We start from the raw sequence: 25,704 nt of genomic DNA on the forward strand, positions 1-25,704 counted from the left end.
ATACATCTTGTTTAATAGCGGATTGCTACCGGAGCAGCAATCCGCTCATCATAATTTGATTTTTCGTTATTGATTTTCTTCGAGTCCCTTACTCTCTCTCAACATGCGTTCGCCGAATTTTAAGGCAAATCGTTCAGGCTTCAGCGTATGGGTTTCCGAAATATCTCCAGCCACGCCATCATTATTGGTATCTGCCATAGTGCGAACTTCATGTGTCATTTTCACATGACTACCATAAACAGGTTCGTTATACAAACGGCGCATATCCAGCCAACGCAAACCTGTAAAGGCAAATTCCCGGATACGTTCATCGAGAATATACCTCACCAATGCCTCTTGGTTATTCGCAACTGATCCCGGTACATTTGGATTACCTGATCTCTTTTCTCTTAATAGTTGAACATCAGCAACTGCTCCGGCCAGATTGTTGGCGCGTGCCCTGCATTCAGCACGCATCAGATATAAATCTGAAACACTTGGCCCCACTGATGTAAAAAAGCCAATTGAGCGTCTCATTTTTAGCGGAAACTCTGAATCACCTTGCCATTCCATATTGTCAAACAGGTTTGGCCGCTTATCCAGGGGGTCAAACAAATTCATGGTTTGAGGTGATAGTACAAACCCATTGGCGCCACCACCAGTAAAATCACCAACGGACACGGTAATGTCATAAATCTGCTGGATATTCTCAGCTGGAAGAGGTTGGTTAGCCAAGACTAAGCCAAAAAGCAGCGGAAACCAGGTCTCCGAATCAGCGGGGTCCAATACTTTGTTATAATCGTACAGATCCAAATCAATAGTTGACTTCGATTTTTCGAGAAGCGCCTCATCCAGGATTGGATGAGCAAGCTCATACTTCCGCATTGCAAAATATATACGGGCGAGATAAAATTGTGCAGCAATTTTGGAAATCTTACGCCTGTGAACCAAAGGCCCCAATTCAGGCATGGCCTCTTTAAGATCCTTAATGATCAAATCATAACTTTCCTGTTTAGTTAATCTCTTAAATTCAGTCAATGTTACATCAGCCTCTATAAGGTTAGGAATACCCAATTCTGTCGCTGCGGTTGCCTCCATATAAGGCGTTGTAAAGTCACTTAAAAACATAAAATTACAGATCGCCCTTCCAGCACGTGCTTCGGCCAGGATAGCCCGTTTTTGAGCATCTGTTCCGCCTTTTGATTCCATTACCTCATTGATAATCTTATTAAAAAGGTAAAGCCTGTTGATATAGGTCTCTCCTCCACTCAGCTCATCAGGCAGTTGATCCGATTCATAGACCCTGCTTTCATATTTAAACAGACGCTGTTTTCGGATGGTTAGTTGTGCAAAATATGGGCGCAATGCGGCTATATCGTCTCCCATGAATGCCCCGGCGGAACTTGTTGACAAAGAATTGGCATTAAGTATCAGTTCGTAATCCTTCGTTGTTACCGCAATCTGTTTGCCTTTGGGCGTGATCTCCAAAAACTCCTTTTTACATGCAACTTGTGACAGCAGTAATAAAGAAAGTGCTGATCCAAGAATATATTTTTTTAAAATTTTCATATGTTGTCAATTTATACAGTCCTTAAAAAGTGATATTTGCACCAAGCGTTACAGTCCCCTGAGCGGCACGTGATCTGCTTGAGCCATTTTCCGGATCATAAAACTTGTCATTGGCCGTCCAGATCAATAAATCATTCATTTGAACCCGGAAATTGATTCCTTGCACATTTAGCTTACGGGCAAAAGCTGCCGGTACACCATAACTTAAGGTGATGTCCCTGATTTTCGCATAAGAGGCATCCAGAATTCTGGTATTTGCATTGGTATAATATCCGGTAAACCGCTCCTCTGATTCCTCTTCCGACGCTACATATCTCGGAATATCTGTTCTATTTTCATCTCCAGCTACTTTCCATCGATTTAGAAATTCAGCATTGATACTGTCTACCCTTTCAAGAGGTGAGCGTAAACCATTTAGAGGATCACGCATTTTATGTCCGAAGCTATACACAATGTTTACCCCTAAATTGAAGCTTTTATATTGAAAATTATTGCTTAACCCGCCATTCCATGGTGCCTGGGTAATGCCTACATACAAAATATCTTCAGGCAATGTTTCGTTGCGCAACGAGGTTAAAGACCCGTCAGCGCGTCTTGCCTGAGGATCTCCTTTAGCATTCAGGCCTGCATAATTATACGCATGCAGTAAATAAAGGGGCCTGTCAACAAGTAAAGTCGCACTCACAAGATCAGCACCCGTTGTTGGTGGCGTATTATTTAATTTAGTGAGCTTATTTTTGTTGTATCCAAGGCTTAGACGCGTACCCCATTGGAAATTTTCAGTTCTCAGGTTCACCGAGTTTAATGACAAATCTATCCCCTTATTCTGCATATCACCGTAGTTACCGATAACCGAGTCATATCCTGTCAACGGAGCAGTGAATACCGTTCCGATTAAGCCGGAGGTATTTTTTAAATAGGCGTCAACAGATCCGTACAACCTACCTTTTAATACTGAGAAATCTATCGCTCCATTATACACCTTAGTCAGTTCCCAGGTCAATTTATTATTTGCAGGTGTTGCCAGAATAAGTCCACTACCGGATACATAGTTTGGGTTAGCTTCCGGATCAAAAATATCAGCACTGGCGCTGATACCAGGATTAGGAGCATTCCCGGTGATACCATAACTCAAGCGTACATCTAAGCTGTTCAACCAGGTTACAGGCTTCATGAAATCTTCATTTCCCAGGGCCCATTTTGTTCCAAAACTGTACACTGGTCTGTTTTGAGCGGATTTATCTAAGCCGAATAAATTACTCTTGTCTATTCTCCAGCTCGCATTCAAGGTATACTTTCCGGAATGAGTATAGCCCGCGGTAGCATAGTAAGAGGTAGTTCTGACAATTTCACCCTCGCCTCCACTTACATTATTACCCTCCAGATTTACACGACCACCTATACCATTAATACCTGTCGCTAAGCGCTGTAAATCTACAGGGCGTGAAATCTGCAATTGATCGTCCCAACCATAATAGATGGCGCTGGCGCTATACCCCTGGCTATGTGTAGCCTCTTGTCCGGCCATAATGGATAGCTGACTTTGCTTCCAATCCAGGTTATAAGACATTTGATTTCGAATGGTCCAGCCCCTCTCCTGATCATTTTCAGAAGTAAGTCTTCCACCAAACTGAGGCAGATAATATACAGGAGTTGCGGCTACAGTTGGCGCCACAGTGAATCTCGCGACGTCACGTCTGACAATGAAATTAGATTCATCTAAAACTGTTCTGCCTGTATTGTTGGTGATGTTATATCCATAGGTACCGATAAATTTAAGGCCTTTCAAAATATCTATCGTTCCACCGCCCACAAATCTACCTGAAAAATTGTTTCCCGTTTCGTATTCCGTATCTCTGTTCAACAGCGGATTAAACTGCAAATTGATCCGGCTTCTTCTTTGATAATCGGCCAATTGTTCTGCGCTCACACTGATTGGCCACGGAGCGGCATAATTGACGGTTAACGGGTTGCCATTAGCATCCTGATAAAGTTGATAACGGGGCACGGCAGTGCTCACAGCACCAAGACTTCGAGTCAGTGCATTGGTAAGGTCTGCATTCACATAGGCTTTAAATCTTTTTCCTAAAGTGAAATCATTACGCAAATTCAATTTGAATCGGTTATTCTTGTCTCCAGGTGTATTGTTTCGTGTACCAACATGGTTGATTGAACCATAAAAAGTATGGACATTTCCTCCCCCTGAAATGGAAATTGTCTGATTGTACTGAGCTGCATCCCTGATCAGAATGTTATCGAGCTGCCCCCAGTTGTCTAAATCCGACAAGCTGTCTAATTTAAAATTGGACTGAGCTTCAGTGAGTAACCCTCGCTGGCGATCCCATAAGATCTGGCGATGAGGTGTGAGAATTCCACCGATGGTTTCGCTTCCATAGGTAGTTGCTGCCGCGTCCAATGCGAATATTTCTCTTTCTGTGCTGATAAAGTCCCTGGTGTTGAGCACGGGTAAATAATTACGGTTGGAGCGACCTTGAAACGCATAATATCCATCGTATACAATATTTAGCTTATCACCGGCCTTACCGCGTTTGGTCGTAATTACGATTACCCCATTCGCAGCTTTCGCACCCCATATGGAAGCCGCAGTAGCATCTTTCAGGAAAGTAACATCCTCAATATCCTGTGGGTTGATCCGACTGATCGCATTACCTATGTCCCCTCCCTCAGCATCATAACTGGTTACAATTCCGTCTACCACAATCAATGGGGATGAAGAAACATATTGTACGCGAGTAGGATCAACACTACCAGTAGTAGTAGTTCCGCGAATAGCAAGACCACCACTCTGAGCCCTTCCGCTGGAAAAGCCGCCTACCAATCCTTCCAGACGATCAAGGATGTTAGTACTGGTTGAACGTTGCATTACCACCTTCATATCAGGCTTCGCAAAAGATCCGGCACTACGTGCTCTCTCAATTTTCTCATATCCTGTATTAAACGTGATCTCAACTTCTTCAAGACTCCCGGTTGAAGGCTTCATCTTTATCGTACCCAGATCACGTGCTGCATCAAGCTCCAGCGGTTGATAGCCAACATAACCTATAAGTATTTTCGCATTATCACTCACATTTTGAAGAAAAAATTCGCCTTTCTCGTTGGTAGTTGTCCTGTTACTGGAATCTTCCACAAACACTGAAGCTCCTGGAAGAGGATTTCCATTCTCATCAACTACCTTTCCCCGAACGTCTATACGTTCCAATACCGAGATGATCTTGTCTATCAAAGTAGGTGCAGTTTGCTTTTTTATGGTCACAATTTTCCCCTCAATCGTATAGCTAAGTGCAGAACCTGCAAGTACCTTTTTCAGCGCCTCATTGATGTCTACGTTTTTCAAGCTTACATCAACCAACTTGTTCTTGGGTATTATTTTCCCGTCATAGAAGAAATCGTAATTACTTTGAGTTCTGATCTCCTTCAAAAGCGACTCCAAAGAAGCATTTTTTCGGTTGATGGTAATTTGCTGGCCGTATGTAGCTGCACTGACCTGCAAAATGGATGCTATTAATATTACGGTGGTTAATCGCATAATCAGCATAAGTTTAGACCAAAGGGATGGACATACCCCCTGGTATCTGTTAGAAATTCTATACATTTGTTTAGTTTGATTATTACAGCAATCCTTGACTTTCGACGGACCAGGCTGCTGTAGTTGACGTTTAGTTAATTTCAAGCTGTACCAGTTCCAACCGTGTTGGGACTGGTTCTTTTTTAGGTTCTATGGTAGATTTCTCTGCATATCTGGTTGGTTTAGGTGTATAATTAAGTTTTACATTTTTTACTTATATCTTAAATAGTTCAGCAAGCTTCGCTTCCAGTTCTTCGCCATGTAAATCCATAGCTACAATATTTCCTTTCTGATCGATCAATAGGTTTCTGGGAATAGCTATGATATTGTATTTTTTACTCATGGGAGATTCAAAGCCCTTCAAATCACTCAGATTCGTCCAGGTATAGCCATCTGCCTCAGTTGCTTTCTTCCAGGCTTTAGCATCTGTATCCAATGAAACGGCGATTACATCAAAACCTTTTGATTTATACTTATTGTACATAGGAATCAATTCCCGCCCTTGCTTCCGGCAAGGTGTGCACCAGCTTGCCCAAAAGTCAATAAACGTGTACTTACATTTTGAGGTGATGTCTTTAGATGAAACAGTTTTGCCGTCCATGTCAGCCATTGCAAAATCCTGGTATATAAATGAGGTTATGGCTTCATTCTGCGAATTGCTGGAATTCATAGTACCCTCAGCAGTGGTTTCCCTGGCCTGATCATTTAATTCCAGCGCAAATTTCTTTTTCGATGGCGGAAGACACATCTGATTGGTACATGCCATATATTTAACTGTGAAGGTCAATGCAGTCTTCTTTTCAGACTTTAGTTTGATTGTCTGTGTAAACGTCACTCCTTTTGAGTAATAGGCTAAACTTTCCTCACCCTTCTGCTCTTCCCCTTTTTCTTTCATCTCTCCAACGAATTCTACATTATCATCCTGATCAAACAAAAATTCAGTAGGCATTCCCATACCTCCTGCCGCCCCCTGAGGGTAAATGTGATAGGGTTCCTGAACAGTAGCATGCAATTTGATTTGATAAGTTAATGGCGCGATCTTTTCACTACTGAACTTCCAGGAAACCGGATGATTGTTCTGTGCAAATACCGAAAACGCCATCTGGCAAATGATTATAAAGAAAATGAATCGTTTCATATTGTTCATATTAAATTATTGCGTTACGTAGATTTTTCGACCTTCTACCTTGAATTTTACCAGTCCGGATGATTCTATAGACTTAAGAACAGCTGATAATGGCTTGTCTCTTGATATCCACCCGCCCGATTCCATATTATCTGGTACAGAGTCATCATAAATAACATCCATGTCATACCATCTGGCAATTTTTCTCATAGCTGTTTTAAATTCTATGTGATTCAAGTTAAAGTCACCATTTTTCCAATCCACCACATTGTCTACGTCAGTTTGCCTCACCGAAATAACACCGGAACTGTTTAATGCCTGCTCACCCGGCTTTATAATTTTTTGTGCTTTTCCAACTTTGACCTTCACGGATCCTTCCAACAAGGTGGTAGCAGTACGCGGTTCATCCCTATAACTATTTACATTGAAATGCGTACCCAATACCTCTATTTCCTGTCCTTTGGTGGCTACAATAAACGGATGTCGTTTATCTTTGGCGACTTCAAAATAAGCTTCTCCTTCTAAAAGCACCTCCCGTGTCTTCTTAGTAAACTGTTGTTTAAATGAAATTTTTGAATCCGCATTCAGCCATACCTTCGTACCATCAGGCAATGTAAATATATAAGTCTGTCCTTTTGTTGTTGTGGCGGTAAGTCTTTCATCCCGGAAGTTACTTTCAGACTCCGTTGCCACAGCACTTCCATCGGTATAGGCCAGATGGTCGTTTCCAATGACAACACCGCTTTGATAGTCGCTTAGCTTAATAACTTTACCGCTGGCAAGGGTTATTGTAGCGCCATTTTTTCCGGGTTTGATATCCGCATATCCCTTAGCATACTCATTCTGATTGGTACTTCCCGAACGATAAGCCGCATTAAAGAAGTAAATAGAAAGCACAAGTATCGCCACGGCGGCGGCAATTCCTGCAATTCGTGGCCAAAGTTTTATCTGCCCAGCCGAAGTTTGCGCCCCACCTAAAACAAGATCTGCTTTAAGCCTGGTTTCGGTAAGCTTCCATATATTTTCAGTATCTACCTGGTTAAAATTTTTAAACTCTTGCAGGAAATATTCCTGAGCGATCAAACGGTTGTAAAACTCAAGATGTTCCGGCGAAGCGTCTTTCCAGGCTTGAAGCTCGTTAGCCTCCTGCTGGTCAAGCGGCCTATTAAGTTCTGCGGTAATCAGGGTGGATATATAAAATTCCTTTTCTAACATGTCGGCCATTTTATTCAATTTAACATTTATTAAATGTTTTATGATATAGAAACGGGACGACTGCCTAAAGCAACCATATAAAATTTAAATATTTTTGTTATTTGTCAATAAAAAACAAAAAGGCCAGTTGCAACGCATTGGAAACACCTTTTTTAACTAAAGAATTTTTCAGGATCGCTATAGCCTTTGTCTTTTGATTACGTACTGTCTGTATGGAAAGTCCCAGTTCTTCCGAAATTTCAGTTGTGCTTTTTCCTTCAAAGTAGAGCATTTTAAAAATCACCTTCATTTTATCCGGCAGCTCCTCGATCTCCTTGTTAACCAGATCTAATACTTCTGTCTGGATTACATCGTAAAGAATAGTTTCCTCTCCCTGCTGAAGATGCATGATGTACTTTTCCTGCGAAGCCGTTCTGACTTTCAGGCTGGCCAGATAATCCAGACAGGCATTGCGACAACTGATATAAAGAAAAGCCTTGATATTTTGTACTGTCTTAAAGTCTTCATGTTTTTGCCAGAGTTTGAGAAAACATTTGGAAACAATATCATCAGCCTCCGCTTTATCCTCCAGCATACGGTTTGTAAAATAAGCAAGTGACTTACTATGAAGCTTAAAAAAATGAGCAAGAGCTTTCTCTTCACCATTTTGAAATGCTTCCATCCAGTATTGTTCTGTATATTCCTGCTTTAATGCCATCAGACTTTTTCCCGCAGACAATATTAGTAAAAAATCCGGATGTTAAAATTTGCTGAATCCAGGAATTTACTTTAACGCCTTCATCTTTTCCGCCAGTAATACCAGGACTGGCTGTCTTGCAATCAAATTAAAACTCCAGATATCGTCTGTGATAAAAATAAAGTGATTATCAAAACTGTAAATAAAGTCTCCTCCTTCCATGCCAATGATCCAGTCTTCTTTTTTCAGGTCAGGATAACTACGCAATACCTGCCAGCAATATTCCCTGATCTCTCCTTCATCTTTAAAATCATCGAGCATAGGTAAAATGCTGCATTCCGCGCTCAATCCATAAGTCAACAGCATTTCATCAATTTTACTTTTCATATGACGCCACTCCCGCTATTGTTAATTCCTGTTCTTTGTTCTTGTCACGGTTATAAACTGTTAGTTCGTACCCTGCTTTAAGAATAATCACACGCACCAAGTTACAATTAATCTGCTCATCCAAATTAATTTAAGAGTAGATATCTTATCTGAACGATAGGGTCAATGCGATAACCTTTATTAATAATACCTTAATAGTTATTTAATAATGTGCTAGACCATTTGCGCTACTTTTGTTTCAGTAAAATACTGCGTAAGCAATGGCTCAAAAAGTAGAAGATTTACCGGACAACATACTCTTAATGCAATGCAGAGAAAGAAGTCAGGATGCTTTCAATATATTGTTCCATCGTTATTTTGATAATCTGCTACAGTTTGCCACCAGGCAACTCAAAGACGCTGAACTGGCCGAAGAACTGGTTATGGACATGATGCTGAAACTCTGGCAACAGTCAGATATGACCAACATACAACAATTAGATCAGTATCTATATCGTTCGATAAAAAATGCCATCATCAGCCACTGGAGGAAAAAAGCGCTTTCATTTGTTCCATTAGAAGAACTGACCAAAGTCAGTGAACCCCTGACCTATTCTGCCGATTACGATATGATGGATACAGAAGCGCAAAAAGTATATCAGAACAAACTGGCTGCACTTAGTCCCCAGCGCCGTATGGTATATACCATGAGCAGAGAGCAGGAAATGACCAATACCGAAATCGCACAGCAAACAAACCTCTCGGTCAATACAGTAAAAAATCACCTTAAAGCTTCCCTCAATTACTTCCGTAAAAACCTCAAAACCTATACAGAGGCCACACTTATTTTGCTTTTTTCAATCCCTTCCTAAACTATACATCACTAAAAATCAAAACGTTGCATTTTTATTAAAAAAAATATTAGTAGCCATTGGCCCTCACATCCTTTTTCTGCGTGTGTATATGAGAGAGGCATTCATAAATGGCACAAGAAACAGATAAAATACTCATCCGAAAATTTATAGCGGGGAACTGTACATCACAGGAACAGGAGCGCATGAAGATATTCATGGAGCAGCCTGGTTCACAGGAGCTGTTTAATCAGGTCATGGACGAGGACTGGCGAGCGTTTAAAAAAGAAGCCCCAGCCACAGACGAATATATTCTGAGCTTTCAAAAGCGGTTAAACAAACGTCTTGATGAAAACTGTGCAAAGCCATCCCCTGTAATCAGTCGGATCAATTTTTACAAATATGCAGCAGTATGGACGGTATTAATTTTAGGTGTTGCAACTTATGGGGTCTGGCATACTAAAAAAGTGGCAGTCGGACCGGAAACGATTTCGATGCTTTCCAGTCATAACCCCAATGGACAGCGTTCAACCATCACACTCTCTGATAGTTCGGTAGTAACCCTCGGTGCGGGTAGCAGTATTTCCTATCCTGAACGCTTTACTGGCAATACACGAGAGATTTCCTTACAGGGAGAAGCCTTTTTTGAAATTACTAAAAATCCAGAAAAACCTTTTATTGTACAGACCGGAGACGTTCAGACTAAAGTACTGGGTACTTCTTTTAAAATTGAGGCATTTAAGGGCCAGGAAATTGCAGTTGCTGTAGCAACTGGAAAAGTTCAGGTCAACCGGAAAATAGCAGGCTCCGGTAAATCGGAATCCCTTGCCGTGTTGCTGCCGGGCGATGCGATTGGATTTAATCCTGTTACAGGTTTAGCCACTAATAGCAACATTCCTGCCATTGAGCTCACAGGGTGGAAAAAAGGTAAGCTCACATTTACAGGGACCTCACTTAGCGAAATGCTGAAAGTTCTGGAACGCTGGTACAATGTTAAAATAGAGCTCCGCAATAAGCAGATCGGGAGGTACAGGATGAACATCCAGCTAGACGGCACCAGGCCACTAACACAATCACTGGAAATACTTAAGGCCACCACAAAGGCCGGTTACATCATAAAGGACAAAACGGTAATCATTCAGTAAATAAGACACTTATTTAAGCAGGAGGAATATGATTTAAGAAATTGATTCAAAAAAACCGCTCCCAAAATGGGAACGGCCTTAAAATTTTACTAAGCCATGGTTTGGACGCCTGGCGGCTTAGCGAAAATAATGGTGATGCTATAAAGCTTCACCACATTAACAGATTTTTTCATAAATGAAACAACCCGATAACATACAAAACTATGCAAAATGTAGTAAAAAGCTACGATAAAGCCTTTATAAATAAACTCTTATTCCTGATGAAGCTATCTTTTATTATCCTGAGCTTACAGCTTACCCTTTCAGGAGTTCTGTTAGCAGCAACAGCGAACAGCCAGGATCTAAGCAAAGTAAAGGTCAAGCTGAATCTGAAAAATGCCAGCCTTACAGAAAGCCTGCTGGTCCTGCAAGCAAAAAGTGGGATTAAATTCTCCTTTTATGAGCAACTGTTAGATAAGGAAACGAAGAAAATAACATTCCTTTCGGCTGATATTTCAGTCAGCGATGCGCTGAAAAACATATTAAGCAATACCAATCTTCGGTATAAACCCTTTAATGATTTTGTAGTTATCGAGGCTAAACCCATCCCCCATCAACAGACTGGCCGTATAAGCGGCAAGGTACTGGATGACCGTGGCGAGCCGCTTCCCGGAGCATCTGTAAAGATTATACAACTCAACAAAACTGTGCAAAGCGGTGTGGATGGCAGTTACAGTTTTAGCATTGCACCTGGCACATATACCCTCGAAGTAAGCTACATATCCTTCCAGACCAAGCGCGTAACTCAGGTAGAAGTGAAAGCGGATCAGTTAACCGGTCTGAACATCGTTCTGGTTCCATCAACCAACAAGCTCGATCAGGTAGTCATCACAGGTAGTTACAAAAAAGAAAGCGTTGCCGGACTATATGCCACACAGAAAAATGCAGCTTCCGTAACCGATGGCATCTCCGCCGAGCAGATTGCCCGTACACCAGATAATGATATGGGGCAGGTATTGAAACGTGTTACAGGCTTGACTACTGTGAACAACCGAAGTGTCATCGTGCGTGGTATGTCCGATCGCTATAATCAGGCTATGCTGGACGGTGTAGTAATTCCAAGTACCTCACAGAACAGGCGTGATTTTTCCTTTGATATCATCCCTACTGAGATGGTAAGCTCCGTTGTGGTCAACAAAACGGCGACACCGGATGTATCTGCAGAGTTTTCAGGAGGACAGGTTTCCGTAAATACGATCGATATCCCCGAGCAAAATTTCACCAGTATACAATTGGGTACAGGTGGTAACACTCAAAGTATTGGCAAAGATTTCTACCAATTAGGCGAGCGCCATACGAGCGAGTATTTTGGCTTCTTTAATAAATCTGAAAAAATGCCAGAAGGCATCAAAACCTGGGGATGGAATAGCCGGGCAACGCAACTGGATGCGCCTCCGGGCTATATCCTGACCGACCCCGAATTGAACGCTGCACCGCTCAATCCGACAGAATTTGGAGATGCCCTGAAATACAATGACCTGGATGCCATTGCCCAATCCAAAAGGTTGAATAGCGATGCGATGCGCCTATACAAATACAAAACTTCACCAAATCAAAATATGCGTTTCTCTTTAGGACGGGTGTATGACTTTAAAAACGGAAATCGTTTTGGATTTGTAACATCTGCAAATTTCAGAAATGAGCAAAATATCGTTTCTTTTAACAATGTGAGACGTTCACCCAACGGTAACTATATAGACAGTGTAGGTCTTGGTGACAATGGTGCAGGCACATCTTATCGGTTTAACAGTAGCGGTGGATTAGTCACAAATATGGGATTTCAAGGGCAGCGCTTTAAGTTAGCTTTAAAGAATATGTATGCTCGTACGTACAGTGATAACTACAATGAATCGATCCAGAAACCCCGTGAAGAATCTATTCCGACAGTTACAAAACTGGTTTATCAGTTGCCTGAAGCTATGTCTTTGCAACAACATCAGCTGACTGGCGAATACCAATTGCCCTGGAAGATCAAAGCTGAAGGGATGTTTACCATCAATAAGATTAATCAACAGATTCTGGATGAACGTAAACTCTCGTATAGATTAACCAGCATCATTGACGGTAAACCCTATTTCCAAACGCCGGGATTAATGACCCATTCTTCTGCATCAACGGGCAATTCCTTTAAAGACTGGCGCATGTGGACCCGTATTGATGAAACGGATTACAATTGGAGTGCTGCATTTTCCCGTAAATTTGGAGAAGGAAAAACGGTTTCTACCCTACTCAAATTGGGCTATCAGGCATGGACAAAAAAGCGATCGCTGGATGTCAATAAAATGGTTCCCTGGACAAGATCCTGGATTGAAGGAACTACCAATCAAAGAGCTTCCAACGATATTCCATACGACCAGCTGTTTACGGCCGAAAATATCGGTAATGGAGATGGTCAGGCCTATTACTACGCGGATGTACTTGGAGGCAGATACTATGATGGAGATATGAGTTCACATGCGCTCTTTCTGATGGCCGATCAGAAACTGTGGACTAATCTTCGCCTGGTATACGGTGTTCGGGCCGAATATTTTGGTCTGAATTCGAAGCAGGAAGAGCTTTATACGCGATCCTATCAGGACGAACCAGATCCTGATGATGTGCAAAAACATCGATTCGGTGTCAAGGAAAACAACTGGCGGTTCCTTCCATCGATCAATGCCACCTATAGTTTAACTCCAGAATTTAACGTCCGGGGAAGTTATTCAAGAACAATCATACGCCCCGACTTTAGAGAAGTAGGCATGTTTGCGATGTATGATTTTGAAATAGACGGTTATGTATACGGAGAACATGTTCAGTCTACCTTAATCGATAACATAGATTTACGATTAGAATGGTACCCTTCGCCCGGCGAGATTATTTCATTGACGGGATACCACAAATACCTGGATAAACCCATCGAATTGGTTCATTCAGGAAATGGGACCAACCAATATACCTATGCCAATATGGAAAGTGCAAGGAATCTTGGACTGGAGCTGGAAATCCGGAAAAATTTAAGTTTTATAACCGATCGGGATTGGGCAAAAGATCTGTTTATATCCGCAAATGGGACACTACTCAAATCTAAAGTCAATGTGCTAAGTCACTGGGAATGGATAAATAATCCAGAAACACAAGTAGCCGAACGTGTCCAACTGCGCTATCCGGGTCAAGACAGACCTTTGATTGGTCAGTCCCCTTGGTTGCTGAACCTGGGACTAGGATACTGGGGAGAGCGTTTTGGTACTACTATAAGCTATAACCACCGTGGTTATCGAACCAATCTGGCCAATGTTAAATTGGCATTGGTGGAGTATGAACTGGCACCGAAGCAATTGGATGCACAATTTTATGCCCGCTTCCTAAAGAAAAAAATGGAGGTTAAGTTCAATATATCGAACCTGCTGAACGATTGGACCCGATATTATATGAATATACATGATTATGAACAAGATGACACAAAGCTTGATGTATTAAAAGAAGGCAAATCCATTAAATATAATAAAGAAGAAGGCGACAACATCACCTATCGTAAAAAAGAAGGTCGACGTTTCAGCCTTTCTGTAAGCTATAATTTTTAAACAAAGCGCTATGACAAATTATAAAAGAATTTCTATTTACCTGTTCTCGATCATGATGAGTTTTAGTTTCATCGGGTGCAAAAAAGGAGTATTAGTGGAAGAACAGGAACTATTGGCAAGAATATCCTTTCGGGCTTATTCGGGTGAAAGTCTGAACATCAAGAAAATATCCATTGATGGCAAATCGACAAAACAAGATGGGGCAACTTTCCAATTCTTCTTTAACAAAAAGGACAGTACTGAGGTGATTGCCTATGATGATAAAGACAATATACTGATCCAACAGCGACTGGCGCTGAAATTGGGGGCTAATGTTTTTGGGGTATATCCTAAAAGTCCACTTGACCCTACATTAGTAGTCGGAAAAAATCCCCTGGAAGAAACGGACCGCATTGAGGGGACCTATCAGTTCAAGATATTGAACTATAACAAGATTATTTCGCCAAATGGTGAACCCATACGGTTAGCTATTTATAAGGGAATCCTGGTCTATGATGAAGAGACATTTTCGGAAGAAATGGTGTTTGAAGAACACCCCCTGGTAACAACGGATTTAATTACAGATGAAATTCCCGATAATTACATTGAGCTCCCAATTACGACATTTTATAGAGCTACGGTCCTGGATAAAGATGGAAATCCTTTATTGAAAGAAGGACAAAATGTATATATATACCCTCGGATATCAGCACTAATCGGTTATAAATCTGGCATCTTCTATTTACCTAATAAAGAAGCTGATGTGATTTTTGAAGATGATTGGACAACCCTGGTTGATGGACTAGGCTTTGAATTGTATGATCTCTGGCTAAAACAATAAAATAGCTTGTTGGTTACTACCATGTAACGGAACTGGGTGTCATCCTGCCGATGGCTTTTTATCACATAATTATAGAAAACCGCTTAAATATTAAAAGCCTTAGATTTCTCTAAGGCTTTTAATGCCTATTGATGTCTTATTCCCGAACCAATTGGTTACAAATACCGGCCTTACGGCATAGCTATCACCTGATTATAAATATTCTTTACCAAAGAAACATAATCTGCTTCAGGCGTTTCAGGAAAATTACCACCTAATTCATTAGCCCATTTTTTTTCAATGGTAAAGAAATCAATTGGAACCGGATTAGTTAGCTTACCATCCAATACCATTTGTTGCTGGTCTATAAAAAGCTTCCACCTGTTATAGTATAACGTTTTAAGTAGGCCATTCCATTCACGGTGTGAATATTCATGCAGATCTGTTGATGGGTTAGTATCAGGCCCCCATATCGTAATCAACAGCCTTGCGTTTCTTTCACACAGATCTTTTGACGCCTTATCATACCCCGCGGCTCGCGCTTGCTTAAGCCAGGTAGACAACATAAAACGCTGATCACCTTTCAGCAAATTATCCTGTAACAAAATGAGTTTAAGAAAGGATTTTGATGCATTTGCATACGCTTTAGCATTTTTTGCTAAGTATGCCTCTCTCATCCGGGTATGAAAAATCTGGCTTTTATTGGCTATCATTTGTCTTACTGCATCAATCAGATCAAAACGGTAAGTAGGTACATTTTTAAAACTGCCTGCCGCGTCCATCAAGTATTTTACCCCTGATTCGAACAAAGCCGGATCGTAAGAAATTCTACGCGTACCCCAGGTTGATACTGATTTTATATCCAATGATGGCCTTGCACATAACAAACTTTCTGTAGGGCCTTCCTGACTTTCGGCATGACTAAAGTAGGCTGTTTGCAAGAAAAATTCCCAGGCCTTAACCGCAGCGGCATTATACTTACCATAACGGTATTGTGGATAAGTCTGTACAAAATGTTTGGCATCATTTGAAGGGGCCATCCAGGGCATGCTGAACATCATATCATACACTATGGGATTATCCGCAATCCCTTCGGGCATAACCCCAATACCCGCAAATGTATTGGGATATTTTTTTGCTGCACGTTGTGGCTCCTGTAACAACCGATCCAGCTTACCATACATACCTTCTTTACCTCCAAAATTATTTACAATGTTCCACATGAAAGGAAAACCATTAAAACCATTACTTTTCTCCCATTCATTTCTAGCTTCTCCAAAAAGATCCTGCACCATTGTATATTTTCTATCAAGCCCCGCCAGCAGATCGGCTTTTGGATTGCCTCCCCAGCCCATTAATAACCAGGTAGATCCTTTATAATGTTGCTGCATTAACTGCTGAATATTTTTAGCCGCTGCTTCAACATCAATTCCACCAGCTTTTCCGCCCTCATGAAAAGGATCCCCACCAAAATACTTAATATCATTTCCATAGAGTTTTTTCAATTCCTGATAATAAACATCTCCTACTTTTTTAAAAAGCGGGTCTGAGGGATCTAACATCGCCGGCCGGTCAAAACCACCTGCCCATTTTCCCTGATCAACTACTTTGGCCTGCGGAAACTTTTGTAGGAAAGACTTTGGTACCATTCCGTAAAAACCGTGCAACTCGGGTTCAATACCCAGTTCATGCATGCGTTTAATTATTTTTTGTTGTAAGACCACTTTGTCTTTCCGCATTCTTTCAGGCATAGGACCACCCCATCCCTCTAAATTCCCCATTAGCCACCAGGCGTGGAAAGCAGGGCCGGGTATAAAATCATCTATTTCAGTAGCGGTAAAAGAAAACTGTTTTAACGTATTATACCAAACTTCCTCCACTCCTGTTAGTGCCAAAGCAACATTTACACCATTTAAAGACATCCAGTCCAGTTCTCTTTCCCATTCTTTCCAACCCCAAAAACTCATGGTGTAATTAAAGGTACAATAATTATGTGCGTAGCGTTTATCAGCCCAACTGGCATGTATTTCCTTATTCTTTATTACCGGTAAACTGGATAATGGCTTAATATTGTCGCCATCAAGAGAAATCATTTGCTTTGCATAATATTTTAGATACCAATTGATTCCCTGACCAGCCGCAGATTTCGATGTAGCTTCAACATATAATTTATTATTCTTTGTACTAATCTCGAACCTATCGCCTCCATTTTCTTTGATTTGAGAAAACACGACTTTCCCCCCTAACCATGGTATCTGTCTGCTTACCAAATTTTTTAAAGGTGTAAAATCAATTTCCGGCTCTTGCGCCCGGATATTCAAGCCTTGTAAAAACAAGAGGCAGATCAAAACGTATATTTTCTTCATTTTTATAATTGTTATTTAAGGTTGTTATCAAGTAGTACGAATTCCGATTTATTGTTATTGTAAACAGAAAGGAGTTCCCTTATTGGTTGATTTTATCGGAATAATATTTTTGGAGTGATCTGTTCATAGCATGTTATCCTTCCTTTTCAATTAGCTATTTAGCCATATTATATTGGGTTTTAAAACCCAATATAATATTAATTACGACTAATGAAGCGTTGGGTCAAAGGTTCCACCCCAATCTTTGTTTTGCTCCAGTTTATTGGCATTCGCAATAATGCTTTGTTGTATAGGTGCAAAATAATATTTATCAGGTACGAAATTTAACCTTACACCAGATTGTGGAATCTGTACTAAGCTATATTTAAAATTCGTTTCTGTTAATAGGTTAGCCCTTGCCTGTGTCCGTGCCTGTGCTAATGGCATTTCTGTCCCATCAGATTGTATCGCAATTGATTCTACACCGTATTTAGTTGAGTTATTTAACAGGTTGAACATTCTCCATCTGCGCAAATCATTAAATCTAAACCCTTCGAAACAAAATTCTATATTACGCTCGTTTATGATCATGTTTCTCATATCCTCCCTCGTTGTTGCATTAATACCGTAATTTCCATCAGCTCCTGCATCAATCCCTGCCCGTTGCCTGATTTGTTTTAAAATATCCAATGCTTCTGCCAAATGATTGGTTTCATTAGCTGCTTCAGCATAATTGAGCATCACTTCTGCAAACCTCATCAATACAAAATCTATATCGTATTTAGTAACATCGGCCGCTATAAGTGCCAAATTATTGTTTTTTAAGACAAAAAATCCAGTATAAAAATTGTTATTGGTGGATCTTTCGGTTGAATTAGGGTTAATTCCAAAATTATCACCAGCTGCTGCAATCCCCAGACCAGTAAATTGTCTGTATCCCTGTACTGTCCCAGCAATTGGATATGGTTTTGCATTCCATACGATTGACTTTTCAAACCTTGGATCTCTGTTTTTCCAATAGGATTGCAAGAAATCTTCATCACTTACAAAATATTGACTGGTTGGGTCGTTATACATTTTTCCGTCCCTCATCGGGAATGCTTTAACCAGCTCCCATGTAGGACAACGTACAGAAAAAGAATTGGCCCCCAATGACCCTGGGCGTGTAACATTGTCCCAGCTAGCTGATTTATCTGGAAATTGATTGACAACAGAAAAAACGATTTCTGTATTTCTTTCTGTCAACGCAATATTTGAATAGTTATCGACCAATTTATAGCCTTTGGCTTTCAAATCATCATACGCCTTCTTATTAACCACATAAGCATCAGCCCAATACGCATTACCCCATGGGTTCGCCGGGTTAAACTGTGGAGATGCTTTATACAAAGCAACTTTAGCTTTAAAAGCCAATGCAAAAGCCCCATCTATTTTACCCCAGTCTGCCGAAGAAGGAAGAATGCGTGCAGGTAATAATGCGATTGCCTTATCCAAATCCTCCATCAAAAAGTCGAAACATTCTTTGGTAGAATTTCGAGGTACATTTAACTCATCCGTATATCTATCCTGCGGAACTTTGATGTAAGGAATACCTCCATAAGTACGTACCATTGCAAAATACCTATAGGCACGGAGAAAATAAGCCTGACCAAGCACTGAGTTTTTTACATCAGCAGGTAAACTTCCTTTTTCCACCTCTATTAGTGCCTGGTTTATTAATCTTATAGGAGCATAATTCCAATTGCCCAAACCTCCATTGGTGATGGTAACCGCGTTCTCCGGGAAAGAAATACCACCGATTTGCTCACTATTCATGTCAGCAGACAAGTTCCAGTTGCCAAAGCTTGAGCTATATATACTTGTCATATATGCATTGGCTAATTTCGGATCATTCCAGACTTTTTCGGGATCGTATCCATTAAGGTTTTCTAACTCAAGCGCCTTTTTGCAGCCAGACAGACAACCTATCATTGCTAAAAATATGAACAATTTTTTCATCTTTTAATGTCTTTATTTTTTATACTTCAGTTTAAATTTTCAATCTTATCCCTAAGAGGTAAAGCGTATTAAAATTTCACGTTTAAGCCCATTGTAAAAGTTTTCATGATTGGATATGAATCATAATTATCCTGCTCGGGATCCTGAAATTCTTTCATTTTTGAGAAAGTAAGCAGGTTTGAGCCATTAAAGAATACCTGTGTACCCGACAGACCTATTTTCTTTATCCATTTTTGAGGTAAGTTATAGGCTACATTTATATTTCTAACTCTTAAATACGCACCACTTCTCATCCAAAAGGTAGATGCACCGGTTCCGGATTCGGCCCAATTCTGTCCGTTTACACGTGGATATTTTCCATTAGGGTTTTCTGGTGTCCAGACATCATCGGCCCAAATAGGATAATAGGTTCTGAAATTGCCACCCCATTGCCGCATACCACCGCCTTCGTAATTGCTGATCATCCGGTCATAAGCACCCACACCCTGTAAAAGTGCATCAATACTAAATCCCTTCCACTCCACATTAAAACCAAGGCCAAAATTAATACGTGGACTCGCATTATTGCTCAGCAGTTGCAAGTCATTATCATCAATTTTTCCATCAGGACCTGGTGAAAATGCATCTCCGCGAATATCCTCATATATTATTGCTCCTAAATAAGGTGTTCTGCCATACTGTTTAAAGCCTTTCGCCTTTAAGGCATCCAGTTCGGATTGTGTACGTACAATACCTAAAGATTTAAATCCTATAATCCGATTATTTGGCTGGCCGATAGCCGATCTCCAATTGTTTACTCCGCCAGGTAAATAATCGGCACTTTGGTCTATGATATCCCATCTATCCTTGGTGTATGCCATATTGCCATATACAGAATAAGAGACTTCTCCTGCCCTATCTTGCCATTTCAAATCCAAATCAATACCCCTGAATGATCTTGCTGCATAATTTTCAGGCGCCAGACTTTGTCCATAAGAAGCTGGTAATGTAACAGTTCGATACCCTAAAATATCTTTCATTTTATTTACATAGGCATCTACCGAACCTGACAGTCTATTGTTTAAAAAAGCAAAATCCAAACCTATATTGGTATTTTGAATAGTTGCCCAGGTTACGTTTGGATTTGGAGTAGCACCCGGACCGATACCCTGATATAATGTATTACCAAACATATAAGAACCGGAGTTACCATAAGTATAATCGTAGGTAAAACCAGCAATTGCATTGCCGTTAACATCTATAGGATTTCCAGTTGTTCCATATGAACCACGTAATTTTAAATCATTGAGCCAACTTTCTGCATTTTTCAGAAAAGATTCTCTAGATAAGCGCCATGCTAAAGACACAGATGGAAAGAAACCCCATCTTTTATTTGCTGCAAACAATGGATTTCCATCATACCGAAAAGAGAAATCTGCAATATAGCGCTCATCAAAATTATAATTCAATCTGCCAATCCAGGATTGATTGGCTCCATTCCCTTCACTTGCTCCTCCAATTCTTTTTCCTGCAGCGGTAGGGTAGGCAAACATCTGGTCACTTTCAGTAAGTGGCGAATATCCAGTCGCAGTGCTCGAAATACTTCCTGCTTCTGCCTGTTCGTAAACTATCATTGCATTTACACCATGTTTACCAAAGGTTCTGTCATAATTTAAAAACCAGTCCAACTGGTACTTCCATCCTGTCGCTAAATTATAATTGAGTGATGGTTGATCCACGCCAAAGTTAAAAATGCTGGTTTGGTTAGGGTCTGGCGCAGCTGGAATGAAACGGTTTCCACTTGGGTCAGCTGGAATATATACGTAATTTTTTTGGAAGCTTAGGTAAGTTTTACGCATATAGTCATTAGCCTCATAGTTAGCCAAAACTTTTGTTGACAAGCCCTTCGTAAACTGATCTAACTTCACATCCATCGTTAGCGTAGGATTAAATTGTCTTCTTCTGGTATCTTGATACCTATCGCCAATTACCTGATCTATCACGCCCCAGGCCGTCCAGCTACCCATTGGTGTTTGAACTGGGTATGGCGTAATATAGTTTGCCGGTGTACCATCTTTTTCCGTGTAAAAAGGGAATAGTTTAGGCCAGTTAAAAGTAACGCGATAAAAACTGGCTATGTTAAAATCATCGGCTAAATTATCGAATGCCCAATAAAATCTATCGTCATTCTGCTGCGCCGCCGCAAGATTTAAATTTACAGAAATAGCCTTACTTATTTTAGCTGTGATATTAGACCGGAGGTTAAACTTGTTGTAATCTAAATTGATATACGATCCTTTTTCTTTGGTATAGCCCGCCATTGCAAAATAAGTAATTTTATCACTTCCTCCGTTTACGCTTAGCAGGTATTTCTGATTGGTTGGATTTCTCCAGATCATATCATTGGCATTGTAATTTTTATCTTTAAAATAATCAAATTCTCTTTGTGCATTTGGTGGCGTGAATACGGCTGGTCTATTTGGATTTTGCTCATAATCAAACTGCGCGACCCTATTTTGATAGATTAAATCATCGCTGGCCCTTGTCTTATCAGATAACAATTGCTGTGTTGGATTAGAAATTGAGTTTGAAACCTGGAAAGAAAAAACTGGTTTCTGCTCCGTTCCTTTCTTAGTTGTGATGACCAATACCCCATTACCAGCCTGAGAACCGTATACAGATGCGGATGCTGCGTCCTTTAACATGGTCATCTGGTCAATTTCGTTAGCATCCAATGCATCAAAAGCCTCCTTGTTTTTTATAACCCCATCAATAACGTACAACGGATTGTTAAAACTACCTCTTACCCTTATAGATGAACTGGCACCTGCAAGCCCGGAAGTATTAGTGATGTTAACCCCGGCAACCCTACCTGCCAAAGCATTAGAAAGCCGGGAAACAGGCATATCGGTCAATTTATCCATCTTTACCGATGCTACTGCCCCTGTAATAGCTCCTTTTTTCTGGGTACCATAACCCATCACTACTACCTCATCAAGATCTGAATTAGGCAATAGCTGAATATTCAGCATCGATTGCCCGGATTTACTAACGACAAAATCATTATTGGTCCAGGTCTTATATCCCACATAAAATACACTGATCTGATAAGACACCTGTGCCTTAAGACCGGATATAAAAAATTTACCATCGTTATTGGTTTTGGTTGTTTGTTTCTGGGTATCCTTGTTACTGGCTACCACAACTGACGCTCCTATAAGAGGAGCTCCTGTTTCATCTTTTACTATTCCTTGTACATCTATTGTTTGTGCTTTCAATGTGCTGCAAATACAAATGAATACGAGGCAGAAAAATATTTTTTGAGTAATTTTTTTTCGCATAGCTTTATTTGGTTTGTTTTTTTGGACAAAAGACTACCTTTAAGCACCAATAAGTTTTTGGTCTCATTACCTACTGTGTTACCTGGTAGTTTTTACTTGTTTAAGTTGTCGTGGTTTAGTTTATAAAATATCTAAGCGTTCAGTATGACAAGCTTTCAATATTTCATGTTCTTTTGGGGAGAGCTTCTTAAGGAGTTTTTTCTGATTTTTTCATACCATTTCGTTTGTTTTTGTTTTTTACTTATATTATTGATTGGATTTAGTTCTGTTACTTATTATTGTATATATGGAATACATATCGTCCTCAACAATATGTCAGCTTTTACTAATTAACTAAAGTAAATTTTAGGCTTTTATAATTAAGTATTGTTCACTATTGTATCATAATACTATTATATAAACCAAAGTGTTAAACCTATAGACCTGAATGAGATGAGGTTAAGTGAAGTTTGCTGATTTGGTTAATTGCAGTAAATTTAACTACCTTACAATAAAATATTGTTCATCATAACACTATAGAACTAGATTGTAAGTCCTCGAAGCTAGTAAAAACTATTAATCCAGATGCAGTTAGATATCCTATCAACCCAAAACCGAAACATTATAGATTTCAGGAAATATGGTTTTACCGATTTACAGGTCCTTGGTAAATACAATTACAATAAATCTGAAACGAAGCTTCCTAACCATAGTCATGAGGGTATGATTGAAATTTGCTATTATGATAAGGGAAGTCAATATTTTGAGGTAAACAATAAACAATACCTGATTAAAGGAGGAGAAGTTTTTATTCATTTCCCTAATGAAATTCATGGTTCAGGTGGTCACCCGGAGGAAAAAGGGTTGTTGTATTGGATAATTATTAAGACAGAAGGAGGAGAAGAAAACACCCTGTCTTTTTTGTGTAATTATCTGATTGAAAAACAGAAACGCCATTTTAAGGGAGGAAAAGAGATCAAGAAATATTTAGAAGAAATATTTTTAGTTCACAGCAAAGAAGAACCAGTGCTGATTAAAAAAGCGCGTATTTATCTGATGGCACAGACCTTTATGCTGAAGCTCATTGATGCTATGGAAAGTGAAAGGCATGATACAGACAATGAGCGACTACATAAAGTACTAACCTATATCGACAAAAACATCCTGGACAAAATTTCCATCAGTGCTTTGGCAAATGAAATAAACCTCTCTGAATCAAGATTTAAAAATCTATTTAAAGAGCTCACAGGATTTACCCCGGGAGATTATATGCAGAGAAAAAAAATTGAAATTGCATTAGAAAAAATAAAAAGTGATCCTAACATCTCGTTAACGAACCTGGCTTATGAGCTCAATTTTTCCTCACCTCAATATTTTAGTACCGTAATCAAAAAATACATTGGGACAACCCCCAGTTCGATAAAATCAAATCCTTAGCAGTTCAAAAACTAAATAATCCTCAATTTTCTTTGTTTAAAAAAATACTATGCGTTTATCTTAAACATTAATTCGGAATTGATCACTCAACTTAGTGAAAATTATTTTTACATGAGCGACCAATTGATATCTAAAAATCTTGTTAACTTCTTTGAAGAAAATGGCTATGTAGTTGTTAAAAAGCTACTGTCAGCCGATGAAATAGGACATTACAAACAGCTATATGAAGACTTCCTTAATAATACAATTGATACGACGGCCTATCGATCTGACCTTGGGGGACATGTTTCAAAAAACGAATCAATCAAGAAAGAGTTAATTACACAGATTATGGTTCCCAGTAGAATATTACCTGAACTACTTAAGCAACCATTACACGAAAAATCCCTGCAGATAGCTCAGGAGTTACTGGGAGCAGATATGGCACTTGATTTCGACATGCTGATTGATAAAGCACCGCTAACGAATACACCAACACCCTGGCATCAGGACAGGGCGTATTGGATTACCATGCCCGACACCCGCGCAACCAGCTGTTGGGTAGCGCTTGATAAAGCTATCATAGCTAATGGATGTATGTGGTATGTACCCGGTTCGCACAAATTACCTGTCAGAACACATGTGCCTGCCGGTAAAGGTGGAGGTGCGTTACAATGCGACGCCGATGAAAGTGAAGGAATAGCCGTAGAAATTGAACCTGGAGATTGTATCTTTCATCATGGAGGTACCTTACATTATAGCAGAGGTAATTCAACAGAATTAAGGAGAAGAGCCTTTATCACGAACTTCAGACCTCAGGCCATGATTGACTATGAGAGAAGTCAGGGTTATGATCATACCGGGAATCGCCAGGTACGTGATGAAAATGCACAATCGAAAAACACATAAAGCCTTGGATATTTTATTCTTTTGTCCACGCTGGGGAGCAGATGCTGTAGATTGGGAAACATTTTTAGATCAGGTTGTTGATGCGGGCTATCATGGTGTAGAGATTGGTTTGCCAGATGGAACTGCAGAAGCTGAAATGATATTAGAGCTAATCAACAGGAGAAACCTGCTGTATATCTTACAACATTACGAAACCACGGCCCCCGATTTTGAAAATCATAGAACTGAATATAAAAACAGAATTACCAGATTGGCCTCCTATCAACCTTACCTGATTAACTCGCATACCGGACGTGATTTTTTTACCGCAGCTCAAAACAGGATACTTCTGCATGATGCAAAGGAAATTGCCGATGCGCATGGGCTGAATATTACCCATGAAACACACCGAAGCAGATTTAATTTTGCGGCCCATGTTACCCATGATTTTCTGGATAATGATTGGCTAAAACTTACCCTGGATATCTCGCACTGGTTTTGCGTAGCAGAAACCATGCTTGAAGATCAGGAAGAGATAGTTACCGATACTATCCCTCATGTTGCACATATTCATGCCCGTTATGGACATACCCAAGGTCCACAGATAGACCAGCTTGATCATCAAAAGTGGGATTATATCAAAGAAAGACATTTGCAGGTATGGGACAAGATAATTGCCTATCATTTACAGCACAAAAGTCAACAGATTGGCATTACTACAGAATTTGGTCCATGGCCCTATATGGTAAGTGCTTCTCCTTTAGAAAATGGTCATACGATACAATTTGAGTGGAATAGAACGCTCATGACACTTTTAAAAACCCGTTATAAAACTTTGAGATAA

The 25,704-nt window shown here is 40.1% G+C and carries 16 protein-coding genes; 7 read left to right on the forward strand and 9 right to left on the reverse strand.

What is annotated here, in order from left to right:
• Window positions 1–66 precede the first annotated feature (66 nt).
• The 6 genes from R2Q84_RS16275 to R2Q84_RS16300 all read right to left on the reverse strand — a co-directional run bounded on the left by R2Q84_RS16275 (window position 67) and on the right by R2Q84_RS16300 (window position 8,538).
• Window positions 67–1,548, reverse strand: coding sequence for a RagB/SusD family nutrient uptake outer membrane protein (locus R2Q84_RS16275; RefSeq protein ID WP_316817635.1), 1,482 nt, complete (start codon window positions 1,546–1,548; stop codon window positions 67–69).
• A 22-nt stretch (window positions 1,549–1,570) separates the two neighbouring features.
• Entirely contained in the window at window positions 1,571–5,095 is a 3,525-nt protein-coding gene (locus R2Q84_RS16280; protein WP_316817636.1) for a SusC/RagA family TonB-linked outer membrane protein, read from the reverse strand.
• 253 nt (window positions 5,096–5,348) lie between these two features.
• The gene (locus R2Q84_RS16285; protein ID WP_316817637.1) at window positions 5,349–6,272 is read right to left on the reverse strand and encodes a TlpA disulfide reductase family protein; all 924 of its coding nucleotides are present in this window, start codon (window positions 6,270–6,272) and stop codon (window positions 5,349–5,351) included.
• 15 nt (window positions 6,273–6,287) lie between these two features.
• Window positions 6,288–7,484 (reverse strand): FecR family protein, encoded by a 1,197-nt coding sequence (locus tag R2Q84_RS16290; RefSeq protein ID WP_316817638.1) that lies wholly within the window; start codon window positions 7,482–7,484, stop codon window positions 6,288–6,290.
• Window positions 7,485–7,572: 88 nt separating this feature from the next.
• On the reverse strand, window positions 7,573–8,172 hold the full coding sequence (locus R2Q84_RS16295; RefSeq protein ID WP_316817639.1) for an RNA polymerase sigma-70 factor: 600 nt from the start codon (window positions 8,170–8,172) through the stop codon (window positions 7,573–7,575).
• A 66-nt stretch (window positions 8,173–8,238) separates the two neighbouring features.
• Complete coding sequence (locus tag R2Q84_RS16300; protein ID WP_316817640.1) at window positions 8,239–8,538, reverse strand: hypothetical protein; 300 nt, start codon at window positions 8,536–8,538, stop codon at window positions 8,239–8,241.
• A 260-nt stretch (window positions 8,539–8,798) separates the two neighbouring features.
• On the opposite strand from R2Q84_RS16300, the gene R2Q84_RS16305 reads away from it, so the two are divergent.
• The 4 genes from R2Q84_RS16305 to R2Q84_RS16320 all read left to right on the forward strand — a co-directional run bounded on the left by R2Q84_RS16305 (window position 8,799) and on the right by R2Q84_RS16320 (window position 14,935).
• Complete coding sequence (locus R2Q84_RS16305) at window positions 8,799–9,389, forward strand: RNA polymerase sigma factor (protein WP_316817641.1); 591 nt, start codon at window positions 8,799–8,801, stop codon at window positions 9,387–9,389.
• A gap of 110 nt (window positions 9,390–9,499) precedes the next feature.
• Window positions 9,500–10,513 (forward strand): FecR family protein, encoded by a 1,014-nt coding sequence (locus R2Q84_RS16310; protein ID WP_316817642.1) that lies wholly within the window; start codon window positions 9,500–9,502, stop codon window positions 10,511–10,513.
• Between the two features lie 260 nt (window positions 10,514–10,773).
• Complete coding sequence (locus tag R2Q84_RS16315) at window positions 10,774–14,115, forward strand: TonB-dependent receptor (RefSeq protein ID WP_316817643.1); 3,342 nt, start codon at window positions 10,774–10,776, stop codon at window positions 14,113–14,115.
• Window positions 14,116–14,125: 10 nt separating this feature from the next.
• Window positions 14,126–14,935: a hypothetical protein gene (locus tag R2Q84_RS16320; protein ID WP_316817644.1), complete on the forward strand. Its 810-nt coding sequence runs from the start codon at window positions 14,126–14,128 to the stop codon at window positions 14,933–14,935.
• A 170-nt stretch (window positions 14,936–15,105) separates the two neighbouring features.
• On the opposite strand, the gene R2Q84_RS16325 is transcribed toward R2Q84_RS16320, so the two are convergent.
• The 3 genes from R2Q84_RS16325 to R2Q84_RS16335 form a co-directional block, all read right to left on the reverse strand.
• The gene (locus R2Q84_RS16325) at window positions 15,106–17,280 is read right to left on the reverse strand and encodes an alpha-N-acetylglucosaminidase (RefSeq protein WP_316817645.1); all 2,175 of its coding nucleotides are present in this window, start codon (window positions 17,278–17,280) and stop codon (window positions 15,106–15,108) included.
• Between the two features lie 207 nt (window positions 17,281–17,487).
• Window positions 17,488–19,257: a RagB/SusD family nutrient uptake outer membrane protein gene (locus R2Q84_RS16330; protein WP_316817646.1), complete on the reverse strand. Its 1,770-nt coding sequence runs from the start codon at window positions 19,255–19,257 to the stop codon at window positions 17,488–17,490.
• Window positions 19,258–19,325: 68 nt separating this feature from the next.
• Window positions 19,326–22,577: a TonB-dependent receptor gene (locus tag R2Q84_RS16335; RefSeq protein WP_316817647.1), complete on the reverse strand. Its 3,252-nt coding sequence runs from the start codon at window positions 22,575–22,577 to the stop codon at window positions 19,326–19,328.
• Between the two features lie 564 nt (window positions 22,578–23,141).
• On the opposite strand from R2Q84_RS16335, the gene R2Q84_RS16340 reads away from it, so the two are divergent.
• The 3 genes from R2Q84_RS16340 to R2Q84_RS16350 all read left to right on the forward strand — a co-directional run bounded on the left by R2Q84_RS16340 (window position 23,142) and on the right by R2Q84_RS16350 (window position 25,704).
• Window positions 23,142–23,993, forward strand: a complete 852-nt coding sequence (locus R2Q84_RS16340) for an AraC family transcriptional regulator (RefSeq protein ID WP_316817648.1) — start codon at window positions 23,142–23,144, stop codon at window positions 23,991–23,993.
• A 111-nt stretch (window positions 23,994–24,104) separates the two neighbouring features.
• Window positions 24,105–24,881 carry a phytanoyl-CoA dioxygenase family protein gene (locus R2Q84_RS16345; RefSeq protein ID WP_316817649.1) on the forward strand — a complete coding sequence of 259 codons (777 nt, stop codon included), beginning with the start codon at window positions 24,105–24,107 and terminating at the stop codon, window positions 24,879–24,881.
• Complete coding sequence (locus tag R2Q84_RS16350; protein WP_316817650.1) at window positions 24,805–25,704, forward strand: sugar phosphate isomerase/epimerase; 900 nt, start codon at window positions 24,805–24,807, stop codon at window positions 25,702–25,704. Before R2Q84_RS16345 ends, R2Q84_RS16350 begins: the two co-directional genes overlap by 77 nt.

This window comes from Pedobacter nyackensis, assembly GCF_032678475.1.
GTDB lineage: Bacteria > Bacteroidota > Bacteroidia > Sphingobacteriales > Sphingobacteriaceae > Pedobacter > Pedobacter nyackensis_A.

Excerpts from the sequence above, each read along its gene's own strand:
- R2Q84_RS16305 (WP_316817641.1), top strand. The coding sequence starts at position 8,799 with ATGGCTCAAAAAGTAGAAGATTTACCGGACAACATACTCTTAATGCAA.
- R2Q84_RS16295 (WP_316817639.1), bottom strand. The coding sequence starts at position 8,172 with ATGGCATTAAAGCAGGAATATACAGAACAATACTGGATGGAAGCATTT.
- R2Q84_RS16280 (WP_316817636.1), bottom strand. The coding sequence starts at position 5,095 with ATGCGATTAACCACCGTAATATTAATAGCATCCATTTTGCAGGTCAGT.
- R2Q84_RS16275 (WP_316817635.1), bottom strand. The coding sequence starts at position 1,548 with ATGAAAATTTTAAAAAAATATATTCTTGGATCAGCACTTTCTTTATTA.
- R2Q84_RS16285 (WP_316817637.1), bottom strand. The coding sequence starts at position 6,272 with ATGAAACGATTCATTTTCTTTATAATCATTTGCCAGATGGCGTTTTCG.
- R2Q84_RS16290 (WP_316817638.1), bottom strand. The coding sequence starts at position 7,484 with ATGGCCGACATGTTAGAAAAGGAATTTTATATATCCACCCTGATTACC.
- R2Q84_RS16330 (WP_316817646.1), bottom strand. The coding sequence starts at position 19,257 with ATGAAAAAATTGTTCATATTTTTAGCAATGATAGGTTGTCTGTCTGGC.
- R2Q84_RS16310 (WP_316817642.1), top strand. The coding sequence starts at position 9,500 with ATGGCACAAGAAACAGATAAAATACTCATCCGAAAATTTATAGCGGGG.
- R2Q84_RS16300 (WP_316817640.1), bottom strand. The coding sequence starts at position 8,538 with ATGAAAAGTAAAATTGATGAAATGCTGTTGACTTATGGATTGAGCGCG.
- R2Q84_RS16340 (WP_316817648.1), top strand. The coding sequence starts at position 23,142 with ATGCAGTTAGATATCCTATCAACCCAAAACCGAAACATTATAGATTTC.
- R2Q84_RS16350 (WP_316817650.1), top strand. The coding sequence starts at position 24,805 with ATGAGAGAAGTCAGGGTTATGATCATACCGGGAATCGCCAGGTACGTG.
- R2Q84_RS16325 (WP_316817645.1), bottom strand. The coding sequence starts at position 17,280 with ATGAAGAAAATATACGTTTTGATCTGCCTCTTGTTTTTACAAGGCTTG.
- R2Q84_RS16320 (WP_316817644.1), top strand. The coding sequence starts at position 14,126 with ATGACAAATTATAAAAGAATTTCTATTTACCTGTTCTCGATCATGATG.
- R2Q84_RS16345 (WP_316817649.1), top strand. The coding sequence starts at position 24,105 with ATGAGCGACCAATTGATATCTAAAAATCTTGTTAACTTCTTTGAAGAA.
- R2Q84_RS16335 (WP_316817647.1), bottom strand. The coding sequence starts at position 22,577 with ATGCGAAAAAAAATTACTCAAAAAATATTTTTCTGCCTCGTATTCATT.
- R2Q84_RS16315 (WP_316817643.1), top strand. The coding sequence starts at position 10,774 with ATGAAGCTATCTTTTATTATCCTGAGCTTACAGCTTACCCTTTCAGGA.